Origin of the sequence: Pseudoalteromonas piratica (assembly GCF_000788395.1) — a bacterium.
GTDB classification, from domain to species: domain Bacteria; phylum Pseudomonadota; class Gammaproteobacteria; order Enterobacterales; family Alteromonadaceae; genus Pseudoalteromonas; species Pseudoalteromonas piratica.
The window spans coordinates 2,279,752-2,297,342 of sequence record NZ_CP009888.1; the positions used below are offsets into that span (position 1 = coordinate 2,279,752).

General features: G+C 38.7%; 16 protein-coding genes. 11 read left to right on the top strand and 5 right to left on the bottom strand.

Annotated elements, in window-relative coordinates:
* Window positions 1-171: 171 nt before the first annotated feature.
* Both OM33_RS10605 and ubiG read right to left on the bottom strand, forming a co-directional pair.
* Window positions 172-846, bottom strand: coding sequence for an HAD family hydrolase (locus OM33_RS10605; protein ID WP_038641546.1), 675 nt, complete (start codon window positions 844-846; stop codon window positions 172-174).
* A 6-nt stretch (window positions 847-852) separates the two neighbouring features.
* Entirely contained in the window at window positions 853-1,563 is a 711-nt protein-coding gene (gene ubiG / locus OM33_RS10610; protein WP_038641548.1) for a bifunctional 2-polyprenyl-6-hydroxyphenol methylase/3-demethylubiquinol 3-O-methyltransferase UbiG, read from the bottom strand.
* A gap of 154 nt (window positions 1,564-1,717) precedes the next feature.
* Here ubiG and gyrA point away from each other — a divergent pair, with 154 nt between their 5' ends.
* The 10 genes from gyrA (at window position 1,718) to OM33_RS10655 (ending at window position 12,412) form a co-directional block, all read left to right on the top strand.
* Window positions 1,718-4,414 (top strand): DNA gyrase subunit A, encoded by a 2,697-nt coding sequence (gene gyrA, locus OM33_RS10615; protein WP_038641550.1) that lies wholly within the window; start codon window positions 1,718-1,720, stop codon window positions 4,412-4,414.
* Between the two features lie 123 nt (window positions 4,415-4,537).
* Window positions 4,538-5,617 carry a 3-phosphoserine/phosphohydroxythreonine transaminase gene (gene serC / locus OM33_RS10620; protein WP_038641552.1) on the top strand — a complete coding sequence of 360 codons (1,080 nt, stop codon included), beginning with the start codon at window positions 4,538-4,540 and terminating at the stop codon, window positions 5,615-5,617.
* Complete coding sequence (aroA, locus tag OM33_RS10625) at window positions 5,617-6,894, top strand: 3-phosphoshikimate 1-carboxyvinyltransferase (protein WP_038641553.1); 1,278 nt, start codon at window positions 5,617-5,619, stop codon at window positions 6,892-6,894. Before serC ends, aroA begins: the two co-directional genes overlap by 1 nt.
* 107 nt (window positions 6,895-7,001) lie before the next feature.
* Window positions 7,002-7,694: a (d)CMP kinase gene (gene cmk / locus OM33_RS10630; RefSeq protein ID WP_038641555.1), complete on the top strand. Its 693-nt coding sequence runs from the start codon at window positions 7,002-7,004 to the stop codon at window positions 7,692-7,694.
* 73 nt (window positions 7,695-7,767) lie between these two features.
* Window positions 7,768-9,435: a 30S ribosomal protein S1 gene (rpsA, locus tag OM33_RS10635; protein WP_038641557.1), complete on the top strand. Its 1,668-nt coding sequence runs from the start codon at window positions 7,768-7,770 to the stop codon at window positions 9,433-9,435.
* A 61-nt stretch (window positions 9,436-9,496) separates the two neighbouring features.
* Window positions 9,497-9,784 (top strand): integration host factor subunit beta, encoded by a 288-nt coding sequence (gene ihfB / locus OM33_RS10640; protein ID WP_038641558.1) that lies wholly within the window; start codon window positions 9,497-9,499, stop codon window positions 9,782-9,784.
* A gap of 69 nt (window positions 9,785-9,853) precedes the next feature.
* Complete coding sequence (locus tag OM33_RS22340) at window positions 9,854-10,060, top strand: LapA family protein (RefSeq protein WP_234402735.1); 207 nt, start codon at window positions 9,854-9,856, stop codon at window positions 10,058-10,060.
* A gap of 3 nt (window positions 10,061-10,063) precedes the next feature.
* The gene (locus OM33_RS10645; RefSeq protein ID WP_038641560.1) at window positions 10,064-11,200 is read left to right on the top strand and encodes a heat-shock protein; all 1,137 of its coding nucleotides are present in this window, start codon (window positions 10,064-10,066) and stop codon (window positions 11,198-11,200) included.
* A 36-nt stretch (window positions 11,201-11,236) separates the two neighbouring features.
* Window positions 11,237-11,935 carry an orotidine-5'-phosphate decarboxylase gene (gene pyrF / locus OM33_RS10650; protein WP_038641561.1) on the top strand — a complete coding sequence of 233 codons (699 nt, stop codon included), beginning with the start codon at window positions 11,237-11,239 and terminating at the stop codon, window positions 11,933-11,935.
* 90 nt (window positions 11,936-12,025) lie between these two features.
* Entirely contained in the window at window positions 12,026-12,412 is a 387-nt protein-coding gene (locus tag OM33_RS10655; RefSeq protein WP_038641562.1) for a hypothetical protein, read from the top strand.
* 26 nt (window positions 12,413-12,438) lie between these two features.
* On the opposite strand, the gene OM33_RS10660 is transcribed toward OM33_RS10655, so the two are convergent.
* Complete coding sequence (locus OM33_RS10660; RefSeq protein WP_038641563.1) at window positions 12,439-13,275, bottom strand: CvfB family protein; 837 nt, start codon at window positions 13,273-13,275, stop codon at window positions 12,439-12,441.
* Window positions 13,275-14,609, bottom strand: coding sequence for a DEAD/DEAH box helicase (locus OM33_RS10665; RefSeq protein WP_038643268.1), 1,335 nt, complete (start codon window positions 14,607-14,609; stop codon window positions 13,275-13,277). The genes OM33_RS10660 and OM33_RS10665 overlap by 1 nt, the downstream gene beginning before the upstream one ends.
* Window positions 14,610-14,814: 205 nt before the next feature.
* Here OM33_RS10665 and trhO point away from each other — a divergent pair, with 205 nt between their 5' ends.
* Entirely contained in the window at window positions 14,815-15,798 is a 984-nt protein-coding gene (gene trhO, locus OM33_RS10670; RefSeq protein WP_038641564.1) for an oxygen-dependent tRNA uridine(34) hydroxylase TrhO, read from the top strand.
* Between the two features lie 50 nt (window positions 15,799-15,848).
* Here the strand turns inward: trhO and asnB are convergent, their stop codons facing one another.
* Window positions 15,849-17,510: an asparagine synthase B gene (asnB, locus tag OM33_RS10675; RefSeq protein ID WP_038641566.1), complete on the bottom strand. Its 1,662-nt coding sequence runs from the start codon at window positions 17,508-17,510 to the stop codon at window positions 15,849-15,851.
* Window positions 17,511-17,591: the final 81 nt, after the last annotated feature.

Genomic DNA, 17,591 nt, shown 5'->3' on the forward strand with positions numbered 1-17,591 from the left:
TTACTAACTAGTGTGTTAGCATCCACTAACGTGTTAAGCAAAGTATGTTTAGCCAATGTGAAAAAACAACGAAAAAAATACGATAAAAAAAAATATTTAAAATTTATTTGTTGCAAATTTACAAGATACTGTTTTTGGGTCCATGAATAAAATAACCACAATATATTGTGGTTATTTTTTATCAGTGCAACTAGATATATGGTTAAGCAATAACCAAGGGGAGTCAAAGGAAAAGTGGAATTGCCAGCTTAAAACGTCATTACCATTAAGATAGCCCCACTTAGCGGCAGCTGTTTTCATCGTCGCAGAATTACCCGCAATAATGTCTCTTTCGTCATCACCAACATAAAGGCAATGGGCTGGGTCAACATTCATTAAACGACAACTATGCAATAAAGGATCAGGGTAGGGTTTAGCTTTTTCTAACGTGTCACCAGATACCACATTTTGACATGATTTAAATTCGGGTATTTGCGCAATTAATGGGGCTGTTAAATGTGCTGGTTTATTCGTTACAATAGACCAAGGGATCTGTTTATCATCTAACAACATTATTAATGGCTTAATTCCCTCATAAAAACGGCTTTTGCACCATAAATTTTCCCTGTAAAAGTTGAGGAATGACTGTTTGAGGTTATCTTGTTTTTGTCTGTCAAACGACTCCCATTCACTACCAAAGCCAAGCTTGAGTAGGGCAATCGTGCCGTTTGATGCTTGCGTTCGATAGCGCTTTGCACACACGGTTTCTTTATTGTTTTGCTTTAACACATGGTTCAAAGCAGCACCTAAATCATCTGCACTGTCGATTAAGGTGCCATCAAGATCAAAAAGTATTGCTTGATACATGCTGTTTTAAGCCAGCTTTTCAAAATGGATCATATAGTTAACAGAAACATCGTTAGTTAAGCTGTAGGTTTGACCTATTGGGTTATAGCTAAGGCCTTTCATAATACGTGCTTTTAATCCGTATTTTTCTGCCCAATTGATTAAAGTTGCCGGTTTTATAAATTTATCGTGATCATGCGTTCCCTTAGGAACTATTTTAAGTAAATGTTCGGCTCCTACAATGGCAAACAAATACCCCTTAAGTGTTTTATTGAGCGTCGACATAAATACATGGCCGCCAGGTTTAACCAAAGATGCAAGTGACGCAATAACTGATTCAGGGTCTGGAACATGCTCAAGCATTTCCATGCATGTTACGACATCAAACTGAGCAGGGTATTGTAGAGCAAACTCTTCTGCAGTTACTTTTTCATAGTTAAGTGACACACCGACTTCCAATGCATGGAGTTTTGCCACATTCAATGGTTCTTCACCCATATCTATACCAGTGACGTCACCGCCTAATTTGGCCATACTTTCAGCCAGAATTCCGCCGCCACAGCCAACATCTAATACTTTTTTTGAAAAGACACCTTGGCTGTTTAGGTTAATGAAATCGAGTCTTAATGGGTTGATTTCGTGTAGTGGTTTAAATTCACCATTAAGGTCCCACCATCGGTCGGCCATAGCCTCAAACTTTGCAATTTCGCTTGCATCTACATTTTGTTGAACGGTCATAAAAAGCATCCAGAGTGATTTGAGGGCATTATAAAGGGATTTTTTATAAAAAGACTACCGCTTACAGCCTGTAAATAATGATTTTTTGTGTTAGCATGCTTTGGTTATAAAAATAATAACTGAATTAATACACGATTGAAGGAAGAGAAATCGGATGACAGATCTCGCCAATGAAATCCTTCCAATCAATATTGAAGATGAATTAAAAAATTCATACCTCGATTACGCAATGAGCGTAATTGTAGGTCGTGCGCTACCAGATGTCAGAGATGGTTTAAAGCCTGTTCATCGTCGCGTACTTTTCGCAATGAATGAACTCAATAATGATTGGAACAAACCTTATAAAAAGTCTGCACGTGTTGTAGGTGACGTAATCGGTAAATACCACCCGCATGGTGATAGCGCTGTTTACGATACGATAGTACGTATGGCTCAGCCGTTCTCACTTCGTTATTTATTAGTAGATGGTCAAGGTAACTTCGGTTCGGTAGACGGTGATAGCGCTGCTGCAATGCGTTATACCGAAGTACGTATGGCTAAAATGGCACATCAATTATTAGCAGACCTTGAAAAAGAAACGGTCGATTACGTTGATAACTATGATGGCACTGAAAAAATTCCAGCGGTGTTACCAACCCGCGTACCTAACTTATTAGTTAATGGTGCATCTGGTATCGCAGTAGGTATGGCGACGAATATCCCGCCGCATAACCTATCAGAAGTAATTAACGGCTGTTTAGCGGTTATTGAAAACCCAGATATTCAAATTGACGAGTTAATTGAATACATTCCAGGCCCTGACTTCCCAACTGCGGGTATTATCAGTGGTAAAAAAGGCATAGAACAAGCTTATAAGACTGGCCGAGGCAAGGTATACATTCGTGCCAAAGCGGAAGTTCAAATTAACGAAAAAACGGGTAAAGAAACAATTATTGTTCATGAAATCCCGTACCAAGTTAACAAAGCACGTTTAATTGAGAAAATTGCCGAACTTGTAAAAGACAAGAAAATCGAAGGCATTAGTGCACTGCGTGATGAGTCTGATAAAGACGGCATGCGCATTGTTATCGAAATTAAACGCGGTGAAGTAGGCGAAGTTGTTTTAAACAACCTTTATGCACAAACACAAATGCAAACAGTGTTTGGTATGAACATGGTTGCGCTAGATAATGGTCAGCCAAAACTACTTAACCTTAAAGAAATGCTTGAAGCGTTTGTTACCCACCGCCGTGAAGTTGTAACGCGTCGTACGGTATTTGATTTACGTAAAGCACGTGATAGAGCACATACCCTTGAAGGTTTAGCAATCGCGCTTGCGAATATCGATCCTATTATCGAGGTAATTCGTCGCTCGCAAACACGTGAAGAAGCAAAAATTGGCTTACTTTCTCGTAGCTGGGAACTTGGAAATGTTAAAGGCATGCTTGAAAAAGCAGGCGAAGATGATGTAGCACGTCCAGAATGGCTTGCTGCTGATTTAGGTATTCGCGATGGCCAATACTACTTATCAGAAGCACAGGCAAATGCAATTTTAGACTTACGTTTACACAAGTTAACTGGTTTAGAACACGAGAAGATCTTAAACGAATATAAAGATCTGTTAGATCTGATTGCTGAGTTACTTTACATTCTTTCAAGCCCTGAACGTTTAATGGAAGTTATTCGTGAAGAACTGGTTGAAATTAAGGATAACTTTGGTGATGAGCGTCGCACAGAGATCACTGCTGCAGCGCACGATATTAGTCTTGAAGATCTTATCAACGAAGAAGACGTTGTAGTAACCCTTTCTCACGAAGGTTATGTGAAGTATCAGCCACTATCTGATTATGAAGCGCAACGTCGTGGTGGTAAAGGTAAATCTGCAACTAAGATGAAAGATGAAGACTTCATTGAACGCCTATTAGTTGCAAACACGCACGATACCATTTTATGTTTCTCTACATCTGGTCGTTTGTACTGGCTAAAAGTGTATCAGTTACCACTTGCAAGCCGTGCTGCGCGCGGTAAGCCAATTGTAAACTTACTGCCGCTTGAAGCAGATGAGCGTATTACTACTATCTTACCTGTGCGCGAGTACGAAGAAGATAAATATGTATTAATGGCGACAGCGAACGGTACTGTTAAGAAAACACCACTTACTGCTTACAGCCGCCAGCGTGCATCTGGCATCATTGCAATCAACCTAAACGAAGGCGATAGCTTAATTGGTGCAGATATCACCGACGGTACAAACGATATCATGCTGTTTACCGACCACGGTAAAGTAGTACGCTTTAATGAAAAGCAACGTGATTCTGAAACGGGTGAAGTGAAACTTGATCCGGAAACGGGTGAAGAATTATTAGCACTTCGTCCAATGGGTCGTACTGCGACAGGTGTTCGTGGTATTAAAATGCCTGATGATGTGAAAGTCGTTTCATTGATTGTGCCTAAGAATGATGGTGCAATTTTAACGATTACCGAAAACGGTTACGGTAAACGTACAGTGCTTGAAGATTACCCAGCGAAGAGTCGTGCGACACAAGGTGTTGTATCGATTAAAGTATCTGAGCGTAATGGTAAAGTTGTAGGTGCTGTACAGGTTGAAGATAATGATGAAATCATGATTATCTCTAACAAAGGTACATTAGTACGTACACGTGTTAATGAAGTATCTACCGTTGGTCGAAATACGCAAGGTGTTATTTTAATTCGAACAGCTGAAGACGAACAAGTTGTTGGATTACAGCGTATCGATGAAATTGAAGAGTCTCAATTCCTTTCTGAAGAAGGTGAGGATGAAGCAGTTTCAAGCGAAAGCAACGAAACACCAAATACAGATGAAAATAATTCAGAGCAATCAGCTGAATAGAAAAAATATTCATCTTTCACATGCGGTAATTTGATACTTAATCAGTTACAGTATGAACAATGTTAAAAGCGGCTAACAGCCGCTTTTTTATTTTCTAAGTTATGTACAAAAGAGGTTTTGGGAATGAGTGTATATAATTTTTGTGCAGGGCCAGCAAGTTTGCCCAAAGAGGTTCTCGAAAAAGCGCAAAAAGAGTTTTTAGACTGGCAAGGACTTGGCGTTAATGTGATGGAGATAAGCCATCGCAGCGCTGAATTTATTGCCCTTGCTGAGCAAAGCGAACGTGATTTACGTGAATTAATGAACATATCTGACGACTATGCTGTATTATTTATGCACGGTGGTGGTCGAGGGCAATTCGCTACTGTCCCGCAGAATCTTCATGTTGAAAACAAGCAAGCGGTCTATATTAATAGTGGTATTTGGTCTGATGGTGCGTTTAACGAAGCACAAAAATTTACGCAAGCAATCGAAATCAATGTTCGCAATGATGCAGATGGTAAATTTAATTGTTTAAAACCAGAACACTGGGCGCTACCACAAGATGCGTCATATATTCACTATTGCCCTAATGAAACCATTGATGGCATTGAAATTTTTGATACCGTTAAACATGATGCCCCGATTGTTGCAGATATGTCTTCTAACATTCTTTCACGTGAAATTGATGTCAATCAGTTTGACTTAATCTACGCTGGTGCACAGAAAAATATTGGTCCTTCTGGCCTTGCAATTGTAATTGTGAAAAAGTCACTTCTTTCACGACAAGGCACACAGAAAGCAAGCATTTTCGATTACGCTTTAGAAGCTAAAAAAGAAAGCATGTATAACACACCACCAACTTATTCTTGGTACTTAGCAGCGGAAGTGTTTAAGTGGCTAAAAGCCCAGGGTGGTGTCGCTGCCATAGAACAAGTTAATATCGAAAAGGCAGCGTTACTATACGATTTTATTGATAATAGTCAGTTTTATAAAAATACCGTTGCCAATGATTTTCGTTCCCGAATGAATGTGCCATTTTGGCTCAATGATGAATCACTCAATCAAGCATTTTTGGCCCAGTCAAAACAAGCTGGTTTGCTCGCACTTGAAGGTCATCGCATGGTAGGTGGTATGCGTGCGAGTATTTATAACGCAATGCCTATTGAGGGTATAAAAGCACTGGTTGACTTTATGCATAAATTCGAAAAGGAGCACAATTAATGGAACAATTACATTTAAAAGCCATTAAGCGTGTAAATGGTGAAGTAACATTACCTGGTTCTAAGAGTTTATCTAATCGTATTCTATTGTTAGCGGCTTTATGCGAAGGTACTACACAAGTTGAAAACCTGCTCGATAGTGACGATATTCGCCATATGCTAAAAGCCCTCAATGATATGGGAATAGAGGTTACACTTAACGCTGACAAAACAATTGCCCAAGTCACTGGCAAGGGTGGAGTGTTCAATACACCGAACGAGCCGCTCTTTTTAGGTAATGCGGGTACTGCATTTCGCCCGCTAACAGCTGTATTAGCAACATCACAAGGCGAATTTGAATTAATCGGTGAGCCACGCATGGAAGAAAGGCCTATTGGTCACCTTGTGGATGCGTTACATACTTTAGATGCAGATGTTGAATATCTTAAAAATAAAGATTATCCACCGCTTAAAATTACAGGTAAGCAATTATCAGGTGGTAAGGTTGAGATAGATGGCAGTATATCAAGCCAATTTCTAACTGCATTGTTAATGGCAGCTCCTCTGTTCTCAAATGATACTGAAATTAGTATTAAAGGTGAGCTTGTTTCAAAGCCTTATATTGATATTACATTAGGTGTGATGACTAAATTCGGTATTACTGTAGATAATCAAAATTACGAAAGGTTTGTCGTTAAGGGTAATCAAACATACCAATCACCTGGTCGCATTATGGTAGAAGGTGATGCTTCTAGCGCGTCATATTTTGTCGCAGCAGCTGCTATTAATGGTGGCACAATCCGTATTAATGGTGTTGGCGCAGCAAGCGTGCAAGGTGATATTGGATTTGCCAAAGTGATGGAGCAAGTGGGTGCAAACATCGAATGGCATGATGATTACCTAGTCGTATCTAAAGGTGCACTTAAGGGTGTTGATATTGATGCTAATGCAATTCCAGATGCAGCTATGACACTTGCCACTGTAGCGCTTTTTGCTGAAGGTAAAACCGCTATACGCAATATTTATAACTGGCGTGTTAAAGAAACAGACAGACTGTATGCGATGGCAACAGAACTTCGTAAACTGGGTGCTGAGGTTGTTGAAGGACATGACTTTATTGAAGTAACACCAACACAAAGCATACAACTTGCGGAAATTGATACTTATGATGATCACCGTATCGCCATGTGTTTTTCAATGGTTGCTGTCGGCGGTCACGATATCATCATTAATGACCCTAAATGTACCTATAAAACATTTCCTACATATTTTGAAACACTTGCAAGTGTTTCAAACTAGATTCTTTGATAGAAATCACAGTTTTTTCACCGTAAAGTAGCGATAATTTTTTAATTATCGCTTATACTGCGCGGCGATTTTAGTTTTGTACATTTTGGGAGGTTGTAATGAAGGTTAATCAACCAGTTATTACAGTCGATGGACCAAGTGGTTCAGGTAAAGGAACCGTTTGCCGTTTATTAGCAAATAAGCTTGGCTGGGACGTATTAGATAGTGGTGCGATTTATCGTGTATTAGCATTAGCTTCTAGCCACCATATGATAGCGCCAACAGATGAAGAAGCTTTATTGCCGTTAGCGGCCAATTTAGATGTGCAATTTGTGGTAGATACTGACACTGGTAATGGTAAAATTGTTTTAGAGGGCGAAGACGTCACCAAATCTATTCGTACCGAAGAGGTGGGTGGTGTGGCTTCTAAAATAGCGGCTTTACCGAGTGTTCGAGAAGCGTTATTACGAAGACAACGTGCATTTAGAAATGAATCAGGCCTAATTGCAGATGGGCGTGACATGGGCACGGTTGTATTTCCTGACGCTGTTTTAAAAATATACTTAACTGCATCAGCGGAAGAGCGTGCAAATCGTCGTTTTCTTGAGTTGAAGCAACGTGGTGTTGATGTTAAAATAGACAGCCTAGTTGCAGATATTAAAGCCCGCGATGATCGCGATATGAATCGCCCAGTGGCACCGCTTGTACCAGCGGAAGATGCAATTGTTATAGACACTACAGAACTTGATGCAAAACAAGCATTTGAGAAAGTAGTGTCTTTGTGTATTGAAAAGAATTTATTGATTAACTAACGGACTAAGTTAATTTTTACAACAACCCCACGCGGCAGGATAGCCAAATGGATATATTATTTAGAGACTTATAATGTCAGAAAATTTTGCACAGTTATTTGAAGAAAGCCTAAAGGGTTTTGAAGCAGAACAAGGTTCAATCGTTAAAGGTACTGTTATTTCAATTGAAAATAACATCGTACTAGTTGACGCTGGTCTTAAATCTGAAAGCGCAATCCCTGCTGAGCAATTCAAAAACACTGCTGGTGAATTAGAAGTAGCAGTTGGTGATGAAGTAGATGTTGCACTAGATGCAATCGAAGATGGTTTTGGTGAAACTATCCTTTCTCGTGAGAAAGCTAAGCGTCACGAAGCTTGGATCCGTCTTGAAAAAGCATGTGAAGAGCAAGAAACTGTTACTGGTATCATCAATGGTAAGGTTAAAGGTGGTTTCACTGTTGAAGTTGACACTATCCGTGCATTCTTACCAGGTTCACTAGTTGACGTGCGCCCAGTACGTGACACAGCTCACCTTGAAGGTAAAGAGTTAGAATTCAAAGTTATCAAGCTTGACCAGAAGCGTAACAACGTTGTTGTTTCTCGTCGTGCTGTTATCGAGTCAGAAAACTCACAAGAGCGTGATGAACTTCTTGCAAACCTTGTTGAAGGTCAAGAAGTTAAAGGTATCATCAAGAACCTTACTGACTACGGTGCATTCGTTGATTTAGGCGGTGTTGACGGTCTTCTACACATCACAGATATGGCTTGGAAGCGCGTTAAGCACCCAAGCGAAATCGTTAACGTTGGTGACGAGATCTTAGTTAAAGTACTTAAGTTCGACAAAGACAAAACACGTGTTTCTCTAGGTCTTAAGCAACTTGGCGAAGATCCATGGGCAGCTATCGCTGGTCGTTACCCAGAAGGTTCTAAACTTTCTGGTCGTGTAACTAACCTAACTGACTACGGTTGTTTCGTTGAAATCGAAGAAGGCGTAGAAGGTCTAGTTCACGTTTCTGAAATGGATTGGACTAACAAGAACATCCACCCTTCAAAAGTTGTTAACTTAGGTGACACTGTTGAGGTTATGGTTCTTGAAATCGACGAAGAGCGTCGTCGTATTTCTCTAGGTCTTAAGCAATGTAAAGCTAACCCATGGCAAGAATTTGCTCGTCTACAAAACAAAGGCGACCAAGTTACTGGTAAGATCAAGTCAATCACTGACTTCGGTATCTTCATCGGCCTAGAAGGCGGCATTGACGGTCTAGTTCACCTTTCAGACATTTCTTGGAACACGCCAGGCGAAGAAGCTGTACGTGAATTCAAGAAAGGTGACGAAATCACAGCTATCGTTTTACAAGTTGACCCAGAGCGTGAGCGTATCTCTCTAGGCGTTAAGCAAATCGAAGCTGATCCTTTCAATAACTACCTGGACGCAAACAAAAAAGGTGCTATTGTTAAAGGTAAAGTAACTGAAGTTGATGCTAAAGGCGCTACAGTTGAGCTTATCGAAGGCGTTGAAGGTTACATCCGTGTAGCTGACGTTGCAGTTGAGCGTACAGAAGACGCTTCAACAGTACTTTCTGTAGGTGACGAAGTAGAAGCTAAGTTTGTTGGTGTTGATCGCAAGAACCGTGCTATCAGCCTATCAATCAAAGCAATTTCAGAAGCTGAAGAGAAAGAAGCTCTAGACAAGCTTAAGAAAGAAGAGCCACAGTTCGAAAACGCTATGGCTGCAGCTTTCAAAAATGCTCAAAAAGACTAATTAGTCGACTTGGAAGAGCGGCTTAGCTGCTCTTCCTATTACAATTATAAAGGGTACTTACATGACAAAATCAGAACTGATTGAAAAACTTGCTGAACAGCACGCAAATATTCCAGCGAAAGATGTAGAAAACGCAGTAAAAGAAGTGTTAGAACTTATGGCTGATTCTTTATCTAGTTCAGATAGAATTGAAATCCGTGGTTTTGGCAGTTTCTCACTTCACTTCCGCGCTCCTCGTGTGGGTCGTAACCCTAAAACGGGTGATAAAGTTGAGCTACAAGGTAAATATGTACCACACTTTAAGCCAGGAAAAGAATTACGCGATCGCGTAAATGCAAGTATTGCATAATTTGGGGTTATTTTGACAAAAATTCTCAAAACCACTTTTCTCCTGTGCTTGCTATTTTTGCTATTTGTTTTGGGTTCGCAAAACCCTCATTTAGTCCAAATAAACTTTATAATAGCAAGTGCAGAAATTCCTCTCGCTTTCATAATAAGTATTTGCTGTGCACTAGGGTTATTTCTTGGTATCGCATTAAGTACTGTTCTATTGTCAAAAGCTAAACTGCAAAATCGTCAATTGAGAAGACAAAACCAGAAGCTTTCTTCACAAAATCATGGATAGTTAATGATCGAATTGCTGTTTTTGTTGTTACCTGTTGCCGCAGCATATGGTTATGTGATGGGGAAAAACAACGCAAGTAATGAAGCACAACAACACAATCAAGAAATCATTAATGAATACAGTAAAGGTCTAAAGTTCTTACTTGATCGCGAAGAAGATCAGGGGCTAGAGCACCTGATTAGCTTACTCGAAATCTCAGCAAACTCAGTAGAACACTATCTTACATTAGCTACGCTTTTTAGACGTCGTGGTGAATTGGATAGGGCAATTAAAGTTCATGAGTTATTACTTAAGCATGATGCACTGTCATTAGAGCAAAAAAAACATGTTCTGTATGAGTTGGCTCAAGATTATATGATGGCCGGATTATTAGATCGTGCAGAGGATAATCTCGTTTACTTATATTCTCTCGAAGATAAAAATGCGCTCTGCCAGCTTATGATGCTTTATTTACAAAGTCATGACTGGGACAAGGGAATTGAACTGTTTCAAGCTAAAGAATCAGACTTTTATAATAGCCAACTCAAAAAAACGGTTGCTAATTTTTACTGTGAAAAAGCCTTACTAGAAAATAAATTTAACCAGCTTGATGCAATTACAGAACTTACACAGGATTTAGTGAGACCTAAATTTATCCTAGGTGAGAATGCTTTTAAACAAAAAGATTACCTTCAAGCAATTAAATATTGGGGCAGCTTGTTGGATAAAAACAGTGCTTTTTCACCCATTTTCTTAGATAAACTAGAAATTTGCTATGAAAAATTAAATTTACAAAAAAACTATTTTTCACATTTATCTAAACATTTAAAAAGCGACAACGTGCTCATAAAGATTCATTATTGTAAAAGTTTAATGAAACAAGGAAAGCATGACGAAGCAATTAATTACATAAAACAAGTTTTACGTAAACAACCGAACATTCGAGGCTTTAGTTTTTTATTAACTCTGATGTCTGAACAAAGCCAAGATATAAAACTTGTACTCACAGAAGTAAATAAACTAGTTCAAGACTACATTGCCACAAAAGCACTTTATCAGTGTAATCATTGTGGGTTTACAAGTAAAAAATTGTATTGGTTTTGTCCCTCTTGTAAACATGTAGAATCAATAGTGCCATTAAATGGTGTTGACGGGTTTTAACAACATTTTATTAACTTTTCAAATCAGGACTCATTAATGAACCACGATGCCAAAGTACTTATTGCTTTAGACTATGCTAATGAACAGTCAGCGTTAGATTTTGTAAAGCGCGTTTCTCCCGCAGATTGCCGATTAAAAGTAGGCAAAGAAATGTTTACTTATTTTGGTCCTCAATTCGTCAAAAAACTAATAGATTTAGGGTTTGACGTATTCCTCGATTTAAAATTTCACGACATCCCGAATACCGTTGCTAAAGCGGTTACTGCTGCAGCTGAATTAGGTGTATGGATGGTTAATGTTCACGCAAGTGGTGGACCTGAGATGATGCGAAAGGCAAAAGAAGCGCTAGAAAAATATGGCGACGATGCACCTTTATTAATTGCCGTTACTATTTTGACATCAATGGACGAAGCTGAGCTAAAACGTTTAGGTGTTGATAAAACGCCTAATGAACAAGTGCAGTTTTTAGCAAAATTAGCGAAAGACTCTGGTCTTGATGGCGTTGTATGTTCTGCTCAAGAAGCTTCAATATTAAAACAGACGTTAGGCAAGGATTTCAAACTTGTTACACCTGGAATTCGACCAGCCGGAGCTGACAAAGGTGACCAAAAACGCGTGATGACACCACGTGAAGCGATCGATGCGGGAAGTGATTATTTAGTGATTGGTCGTCCGATTACGCAATCTCAAAATCCTCAAGCAACTTTAATTGAAATCAATAATACATTACGTTAATCTAAATTAAAGTAGTTACACTAATGCATTTTTATAAATGCATTAGTGTGTTAAGTCTTGAAGCAAAAATAATAATAAGAGTAGTACTTCATGCGTATATTAATTGTTGCTGCTGTGATTATCGCAGCTTATTTAGGTTATCAACATTTCGATAATCAAACACGTCAAAATGCTTTTAATACCTTATTAGAAACAATTGACGTGCAACCAATCAATCAATTTGAACTGAAACAATCATTAAATACTCAAGTTGAAGCACGTTGCCAAGCAATAGGCACTGATGAAACCAATTTAGAAAAAATGGAAGAGTGTTTAAACTTAATTCATACCTATCAGGATGAATGTGAATTACAAATTTTCCGTTTAGCGCCAGTCGAATTTGACAATGGCAGCGAAGCTATTGATTATGGAAAACGCTATCAAAAATGTGTGTTAAGTAATCAGTTTGCATATCTCGTTGATACAAAAACTATTTAGTAAAAAGGCGCTTTAAGCGCCTTTTTTTATTTTATTAAACTAATTTTTGTTGCTGCGAGATCAATTTTCCCTTCTTTGAATAAATGACCTATGGCACGTTTGAAATTTGCTTTACTGCAACCAAACATTTTTTTAATGGCTACAGGATCAGATTTATCACCAAGATGGATCACGCCATTCTCTGAAACTAGTTTTTCATAAATAACATCTGATAATTCACTTGAACCGGCAACCCCTGGCTTAGATAAACGAATGTCTAACTTTCCATCTTCGCGCACCTTTGCAACATATGCCTGCAGCTTTTGGCCGATAAAAAGAGGCTTGAACACTTGATCAGTAAATATCATGCCCCAAAATTCATTGTTAACGATTACTTTAAAACCGAGATCTGTTCGACCAGCAACAATAATAGAAACTTCTTGTGATTTCTTAATCCTATCGGATTCTTGTTTAACAAATTTATTTAAGTTCGATGAACCACATAAACGTTGTGATGCTTTATCCAAATAGAGTTTTACAAGATAAGATCTCGATAATTCAAATTTTGGTTTTTGTTCATTGAAAGGAACGAGCAATTCTTTACCAATTCCCAAATCGACAAAAGCTCCAACTTTATTGATAGAAGTCACTTGAAGAAGGGCAAAATCACCTAATTGAGCAATTGGCGTTTTTGTCGTAGCGGTTAAATTACCTTGTTCTTCGTAAACAAAAACATCAAGAGTCTGATTTATTGATAACCCCTCAGGTAGTTCTTCTTTTTTTAAAAAGACTTCCCCATTTCCTTGAGCATCTGTTAAATAAGCACCTTCATAGGCAATCTCATTTACAACTAAATTGTTAATTAATCCAAGTTGAATGCTCATTATTCATCTTCCTTCAATTTACTGCGTTTCAATGGTGCAACACCATCAACATCAAATGGAGCAGGTATCGCTTTCACTTGTTTTGCTTTACGAGGTTTTTTAAACGATTTTTTATAATGTTGAGACGACTTTTTGGCATTTTTTGGCGTATTCGTTTTTTTAACAGTCTCAGTTTTCTCTTTAAAACCTTTAAACTTACCAACCAAACCATCTAATTCAGAAAAGCCAATACGTTTAGATAAATAACTCTCAATCGCTTTAAAGCTTTGCCAATCTTTTGCACTGACAAACGATAACGCTGTACCTTTAAATCCAGCCCGACCTGTTCTTCCGATACGGTGAACATATTCTTCTGCCTGCTTAGGTAAATCAAAATTGACTACTTGAGACACGTTTAATAGATCAAGACCTCGAGAGGCAACATCAGTTGTTACCAATATTTGCGCATGACCTCGAGAGAACGAATCCATAATTGAATTACGTTTACTTTGGTTCATTTCGCCTGACAATGCTAAGGTCTTAAATCCACTTTCTTCTAGAATCTCTGAGAGCTTCGCAGTATCTTCTCGGGTTGCTGTAAAAATAATTTGTTGGCCAGAATTTGATTGCTTAGTTACAGCTTTTAATAATTCAATTTTGTGATCTAGGTGATCTGCTAAATAGAATTTTTGTGTAATATCTTTGTGCTCTTGGGTACTCGCATCGATAGTAACGCGCTTAGGATTATTTAATAAATTGCGCGATAGGGCATCAACCTCGGCATGTTCCAAGGTGGCAGAAAAAAATAAGGTTTGACGTAGACGATGATTAGCAGCTTCATTTATGCGCTCTATTTGTTCTTTAAAGCCAAGTTCTAAAACACGATCAGCTTCATCTAAAATAAGCAGCTCAAGGCCTTCTAAGTAGAAATTTTTATCATCCAGGTGATCACATAATCGACCTGGAGTTGCCACGACAAATTGTGGATCTTTTCGTAAAGCCTTTACTTGGTCATTATAGTTATCACCACCGACAATTTTTGTTGCTTTTAATGCAGTGCCAGCAATAATCAACGTAAGTTGTTTATATACTTGGTTTGCAAGCTCACGTGTTGGCGTAATAATTAAAGCGCGAGGGTCTCGCTTACTCAGTGCTTTTTGCTTACTTAAACGAGTAATTGCAGGTAATAAAAAAGCAAATGTTTTACCTGAGCCTGTTTTAGATTGAGCAAGTAAATCATGACCTGCGATTGCAACGGGAATTGCTTGTTGCTGAATATCTGTCGGTGTTGATATACCAATATGTGAAAGTTGACTTGCGATGCGTTTATCAACGCCAAGATCTACAAATGACAAATGTGTCTCTCCACTAAATGCGATTGTGGCAAAAAATAAGGCCATATTTTACATGAAACACAAAAACATAGCTAATAACGTATTTTAACTGTGTGAATTATAGCCAACCCAATTGAACCTAGGTAAGTTTCTGATACAATAGCGACCCATTTTGGCGCCGGATTTACGTTCCGGTTATTATTTAAAGCTAAACATTAGGTTAATTATGTCTCAACAATACGTCGTGTGTGCCCTTTATAAATTCGTATCTTTGTCTAATTACAAAGAATTACGTCAACCGTTATTAAATACAATGGAACAAAATAATGTGCGAGGCACGTTACTTTTAGCCGAAGAAGGTATTAACGGTACCGTTGCTGCAAAAAGAGAAGGTATCGATGCATTACTTTCTTGGTTAGATAAGCAACCAGGGCTTGATAATATTGTATCTAAGGAATCTTTTGACGATGAATGTCCTTTTTACCGTACAAAAGTAAAACTTAAAAAAGAAATCGTTACCATGGGTGTTCAAGGTATTGACCCAAAAGAAGTGGTTGGTACTTATGTAAAACCAAAAGATTGGAATGCCCTAATTTCAGATCCAGATGTGGTATTGGTAGATACGCGTAACGATTATGAAATTGAAATTGGTACATTCGAAAACGCAGTAGATCCAAAAACTAAAACCTTCAGAGAATTTCCTGAGTGGGCTGAGAAGAACCTCGATCCTAGTAAAAATAAAAAAGTTGCTATGTTTTGTACCGGTGGTATTCGCTGTGAAAAATCAACAGCCTATATGAAAGAACAAGGCTTTGAAGAAGTTTATCACCTTGAAGGCGGTATTCTTAAGTACTTAGAAGAAGTACCGAAAGAAGAAACCATGTGGAAAGGTGAATGTTTTGTATTTGATAATCGTGTTGCGGTAGATCATGACTTAAACAAAGGCTCTTATGACCAATGTCACGCCTGCCGTATGCCAATTACCGAAGATGAAAAGCAACTCGATGCTTACCAAGAAGGTTTATCGTGTCATCATTGTATTGACACAGTAAGTGATGAGCAACGAGAGCGCTTTGCTGAGCGTCAAAAGCAAATAGAATTAGCTAAAGCGCGTGGCGAAGGTCATATTGGTAACGAAGCACAAGAAACAATCGCGAAACGCAAAGCAGAAAAGGCCGCGCGTAAAAAAGCACAATCACAAAATGCATAGTTTGAAATAATAAAAAAACCGGCTTATTGCCGGTTTTTTTATAACAAATTTTAGTAGGCTTCGTTATGAACACCCGCTGCACGACCTGATGGATCGGCGTTGTTCTTAAAGCTTTCATCCCATTCAAGAGCAGCTTCAGTAGAGCAAGCTACCGACTTACCATGTGGTACAGTTTTCGCTGCAGCATCACCAGGGAAGTGCTCTTCAAAAATTGAACGATAGTAATAGGCTTCTTTTGTTTGTGGCGTGTTAATCGGGTACTTAAACGCAGCAGCTTCCATCATTTGGTCACTTACGATTGATTCAACATGCTCTTTTAAGGTGTCAATCCAACTATAACCAACGCCATCCGAGAACTGCTCTTTTTGACGCCATAATACTTCATCTGGTAGGTAGCCATCGAATGCTTCACGAATAATGTGTTTCTCGATTTTACCTTCTTTACACATTTTACCTTCAGGGTTGATACGCATTGCGGTATCAACAAATTCTTTGTCTAAGAATGGTACTCGCGCTTCAACACCCCAAGCTGCCATCGATTTGTTTGCACGTAAACAATCAAATTGGTGTAACTTACTTACTTTTCGGTTTAATTCATCATGGAACTCTTTCGCATTTGGCGCTTTGTGGAAATATAAATAACCGCCAAATAACTCATCTGCACCTTCACCCGATAACACCATTTTAATGCCCATGGCTTTAATATAACGTGCCATCAAATACATCGGCGTAGACGCACGAATGGTAGTTACATCGTATGTTTCTATATGGTAGATAACCTCTTTAAGCGCATCGATACCTTGTTGAATTGTAAAGGTAATAGGGTGGTGTACTGTGCCGATGCTGTCTGCTACTTTTTGTGCAGCGGCTAGATCTGGCGAACCTTCTAAGCCAATAGAAAAAGAGTGTAACTGAGGCCACCAAGCACTCGATTCATCGTTATCTTCAACACGTTTAGCGGCAAACATTTGCGTGATTGCTGAGATTACCGATGAATCTAAACCGCCCGATAATAATACGCCGTAAGGCACATCACACATCAATTGACGTTTAACTGCCGCTTCTAACCCTTCTTTTACATCGCTTACTTTTGCTTCGTTATCTTTTACCGCATCATAACTTTGCCAATCACGTGCGTAATAAGGGCGAATTTCACCGTCTTGACTCCATAAGTAATGACCTGGAGGAAACTCCTCAATGGTTTTACAAATAGGTGCAAGTGCTTTCATTTCAGATGCAACATAAAAGTTACCATGCTCATCATGACCAGTATAAAGAGGAATAATACCAATGTGGTCACGGCCAATTAAGTATGCGTCTTTTTCTTCATCGTATAAACAAAATGCAAAAATACCGTTTAAGTCATCCAAGAATTCAGGGCCTTTCTGTTTATAAAGTGCCAGTAATACTTCACAATCTGATTCAGTTTGAAACTCAAAGTCTACGCTTAGATCTTGTTTTAATTGTTTGTGGTTATAAATTTCACCGTTTACTGCCAGTACGTGTGTCTGCTCAGGGTTATAAAGTGGTTGCGCGCCACTTGAAACACCAACGATGGCTAAACGTTCGTGTACCAAAATTGCTTTTTCTGATGAATATACGCCCGACCAATCTGGGCCACGATGACGAAGTAACTTCGACATTTCGATTGCTTGTGAACGCAACTGCGTTGCATCAGATTTAATGTCTAGTACGCCAAAAATTGAACACATACTTCTTTCCTCATTCCTGTCAATTTTTCTTATCTTGGATAAGTTTGTTAATTAATTTGTACCAAACCAAAAATCAAATGT

Excerpts from the sequence above, each read along its gene's own strand:
- OM33_RS10645 (WP_038641560.1), top strand. The coding sequence starts at position 10,064 with ATGATCGAATTGCTGTTTTTGTTGTTACCTGTTGCCGCAGCATATGGT.
- pyrF (WP_038641561.1), top strand. The coding sequence starts at position 11,237 with ATGAACCACGATGCCAAAGTACTTATTGCTTTAGACTATGCTAATGAA.
- gyrA (WP_038641550.1), top strand. The coding sequence starts at position 1,718 with ATGACAGATCTCGCCAATGAAATCCTTCCAATCAATATTGAAGATGAA.
- OM33_RS10605 (WP_038641546.1), bottom strand. The coding sequence starts at position 846 with ATGTATCAAGCAATACTTTTTGATCTTGATGGCACCTTAATCGACAGT.
- asnB (WP_038641566.1), bottom strand. The coding sequence starts at position 17,510 with ATGTGTTCAATTTTTGGCGTACTAGACATTAAATCTGATGCAACGCAG.
- serC (WP_038641552.1), top strand. The coding sequence starts at position 4,538 with ATGAGTGTATATAATTTTTGTGCAGGGCCAGCAAGTTTGCCCAAAGAG.
- rpsA (WP_038641557.1), top strand. The coding sequence starts at position 7,768 with ATGTCAGAAAATTTTGCACAGTTATTTGAAGAAAGCCTAAAGGGTTTT.
- cmk (WP_038641555.1), top strand. The coding sequence starts at position 7,002 with ATGAAGGTTAATCAACCAGTTATTACAGTCGATGGACCAAGTGGTTCA.
- OM33_RS10655 (WP_038641562.1), top strand. The coding sequence starts at position 12,026 with ATGCGTATATTAATTGTTGCTGCTGTGATTATCGCAGCTTATTTAGGT.
- aroA (WP_038641553.1), top strand. The coding sequence starts at position 5,617 with ATGGAACAATTACATTTAAAAGCCATTAAGCGTGTAAATGGTGAAGTA.
- ihfB (WP_038641558.1), top strand. The coding sequence starts at position 9,497 with ATGACAAAATCAGAACTGATTGAAAAACTTGCTGAACAGCACGCAAAT.
- trhO (WP_038641564.1), top strand. The coding sequence starts at position 14,815 with ATGTCTCAACAATACGTCGTGTGTGCCCTTTATAAATTCGTATCTTTG.
- OM33_RS10660 (WP_038641563.1), bottom strand. The coding sequence starts at position 13,275 with ATGAGCATTCAACTTGGATTAATTAACAATTTAGTTGTAAATGAGATT.
- ubiG (WP_038641548.1), bottom strand. The coding sequence starts at position 1,563 with ATGACCGTTCAACAAAATGTAGATGCAAGCGAAATTGCAAAGTTTGAG.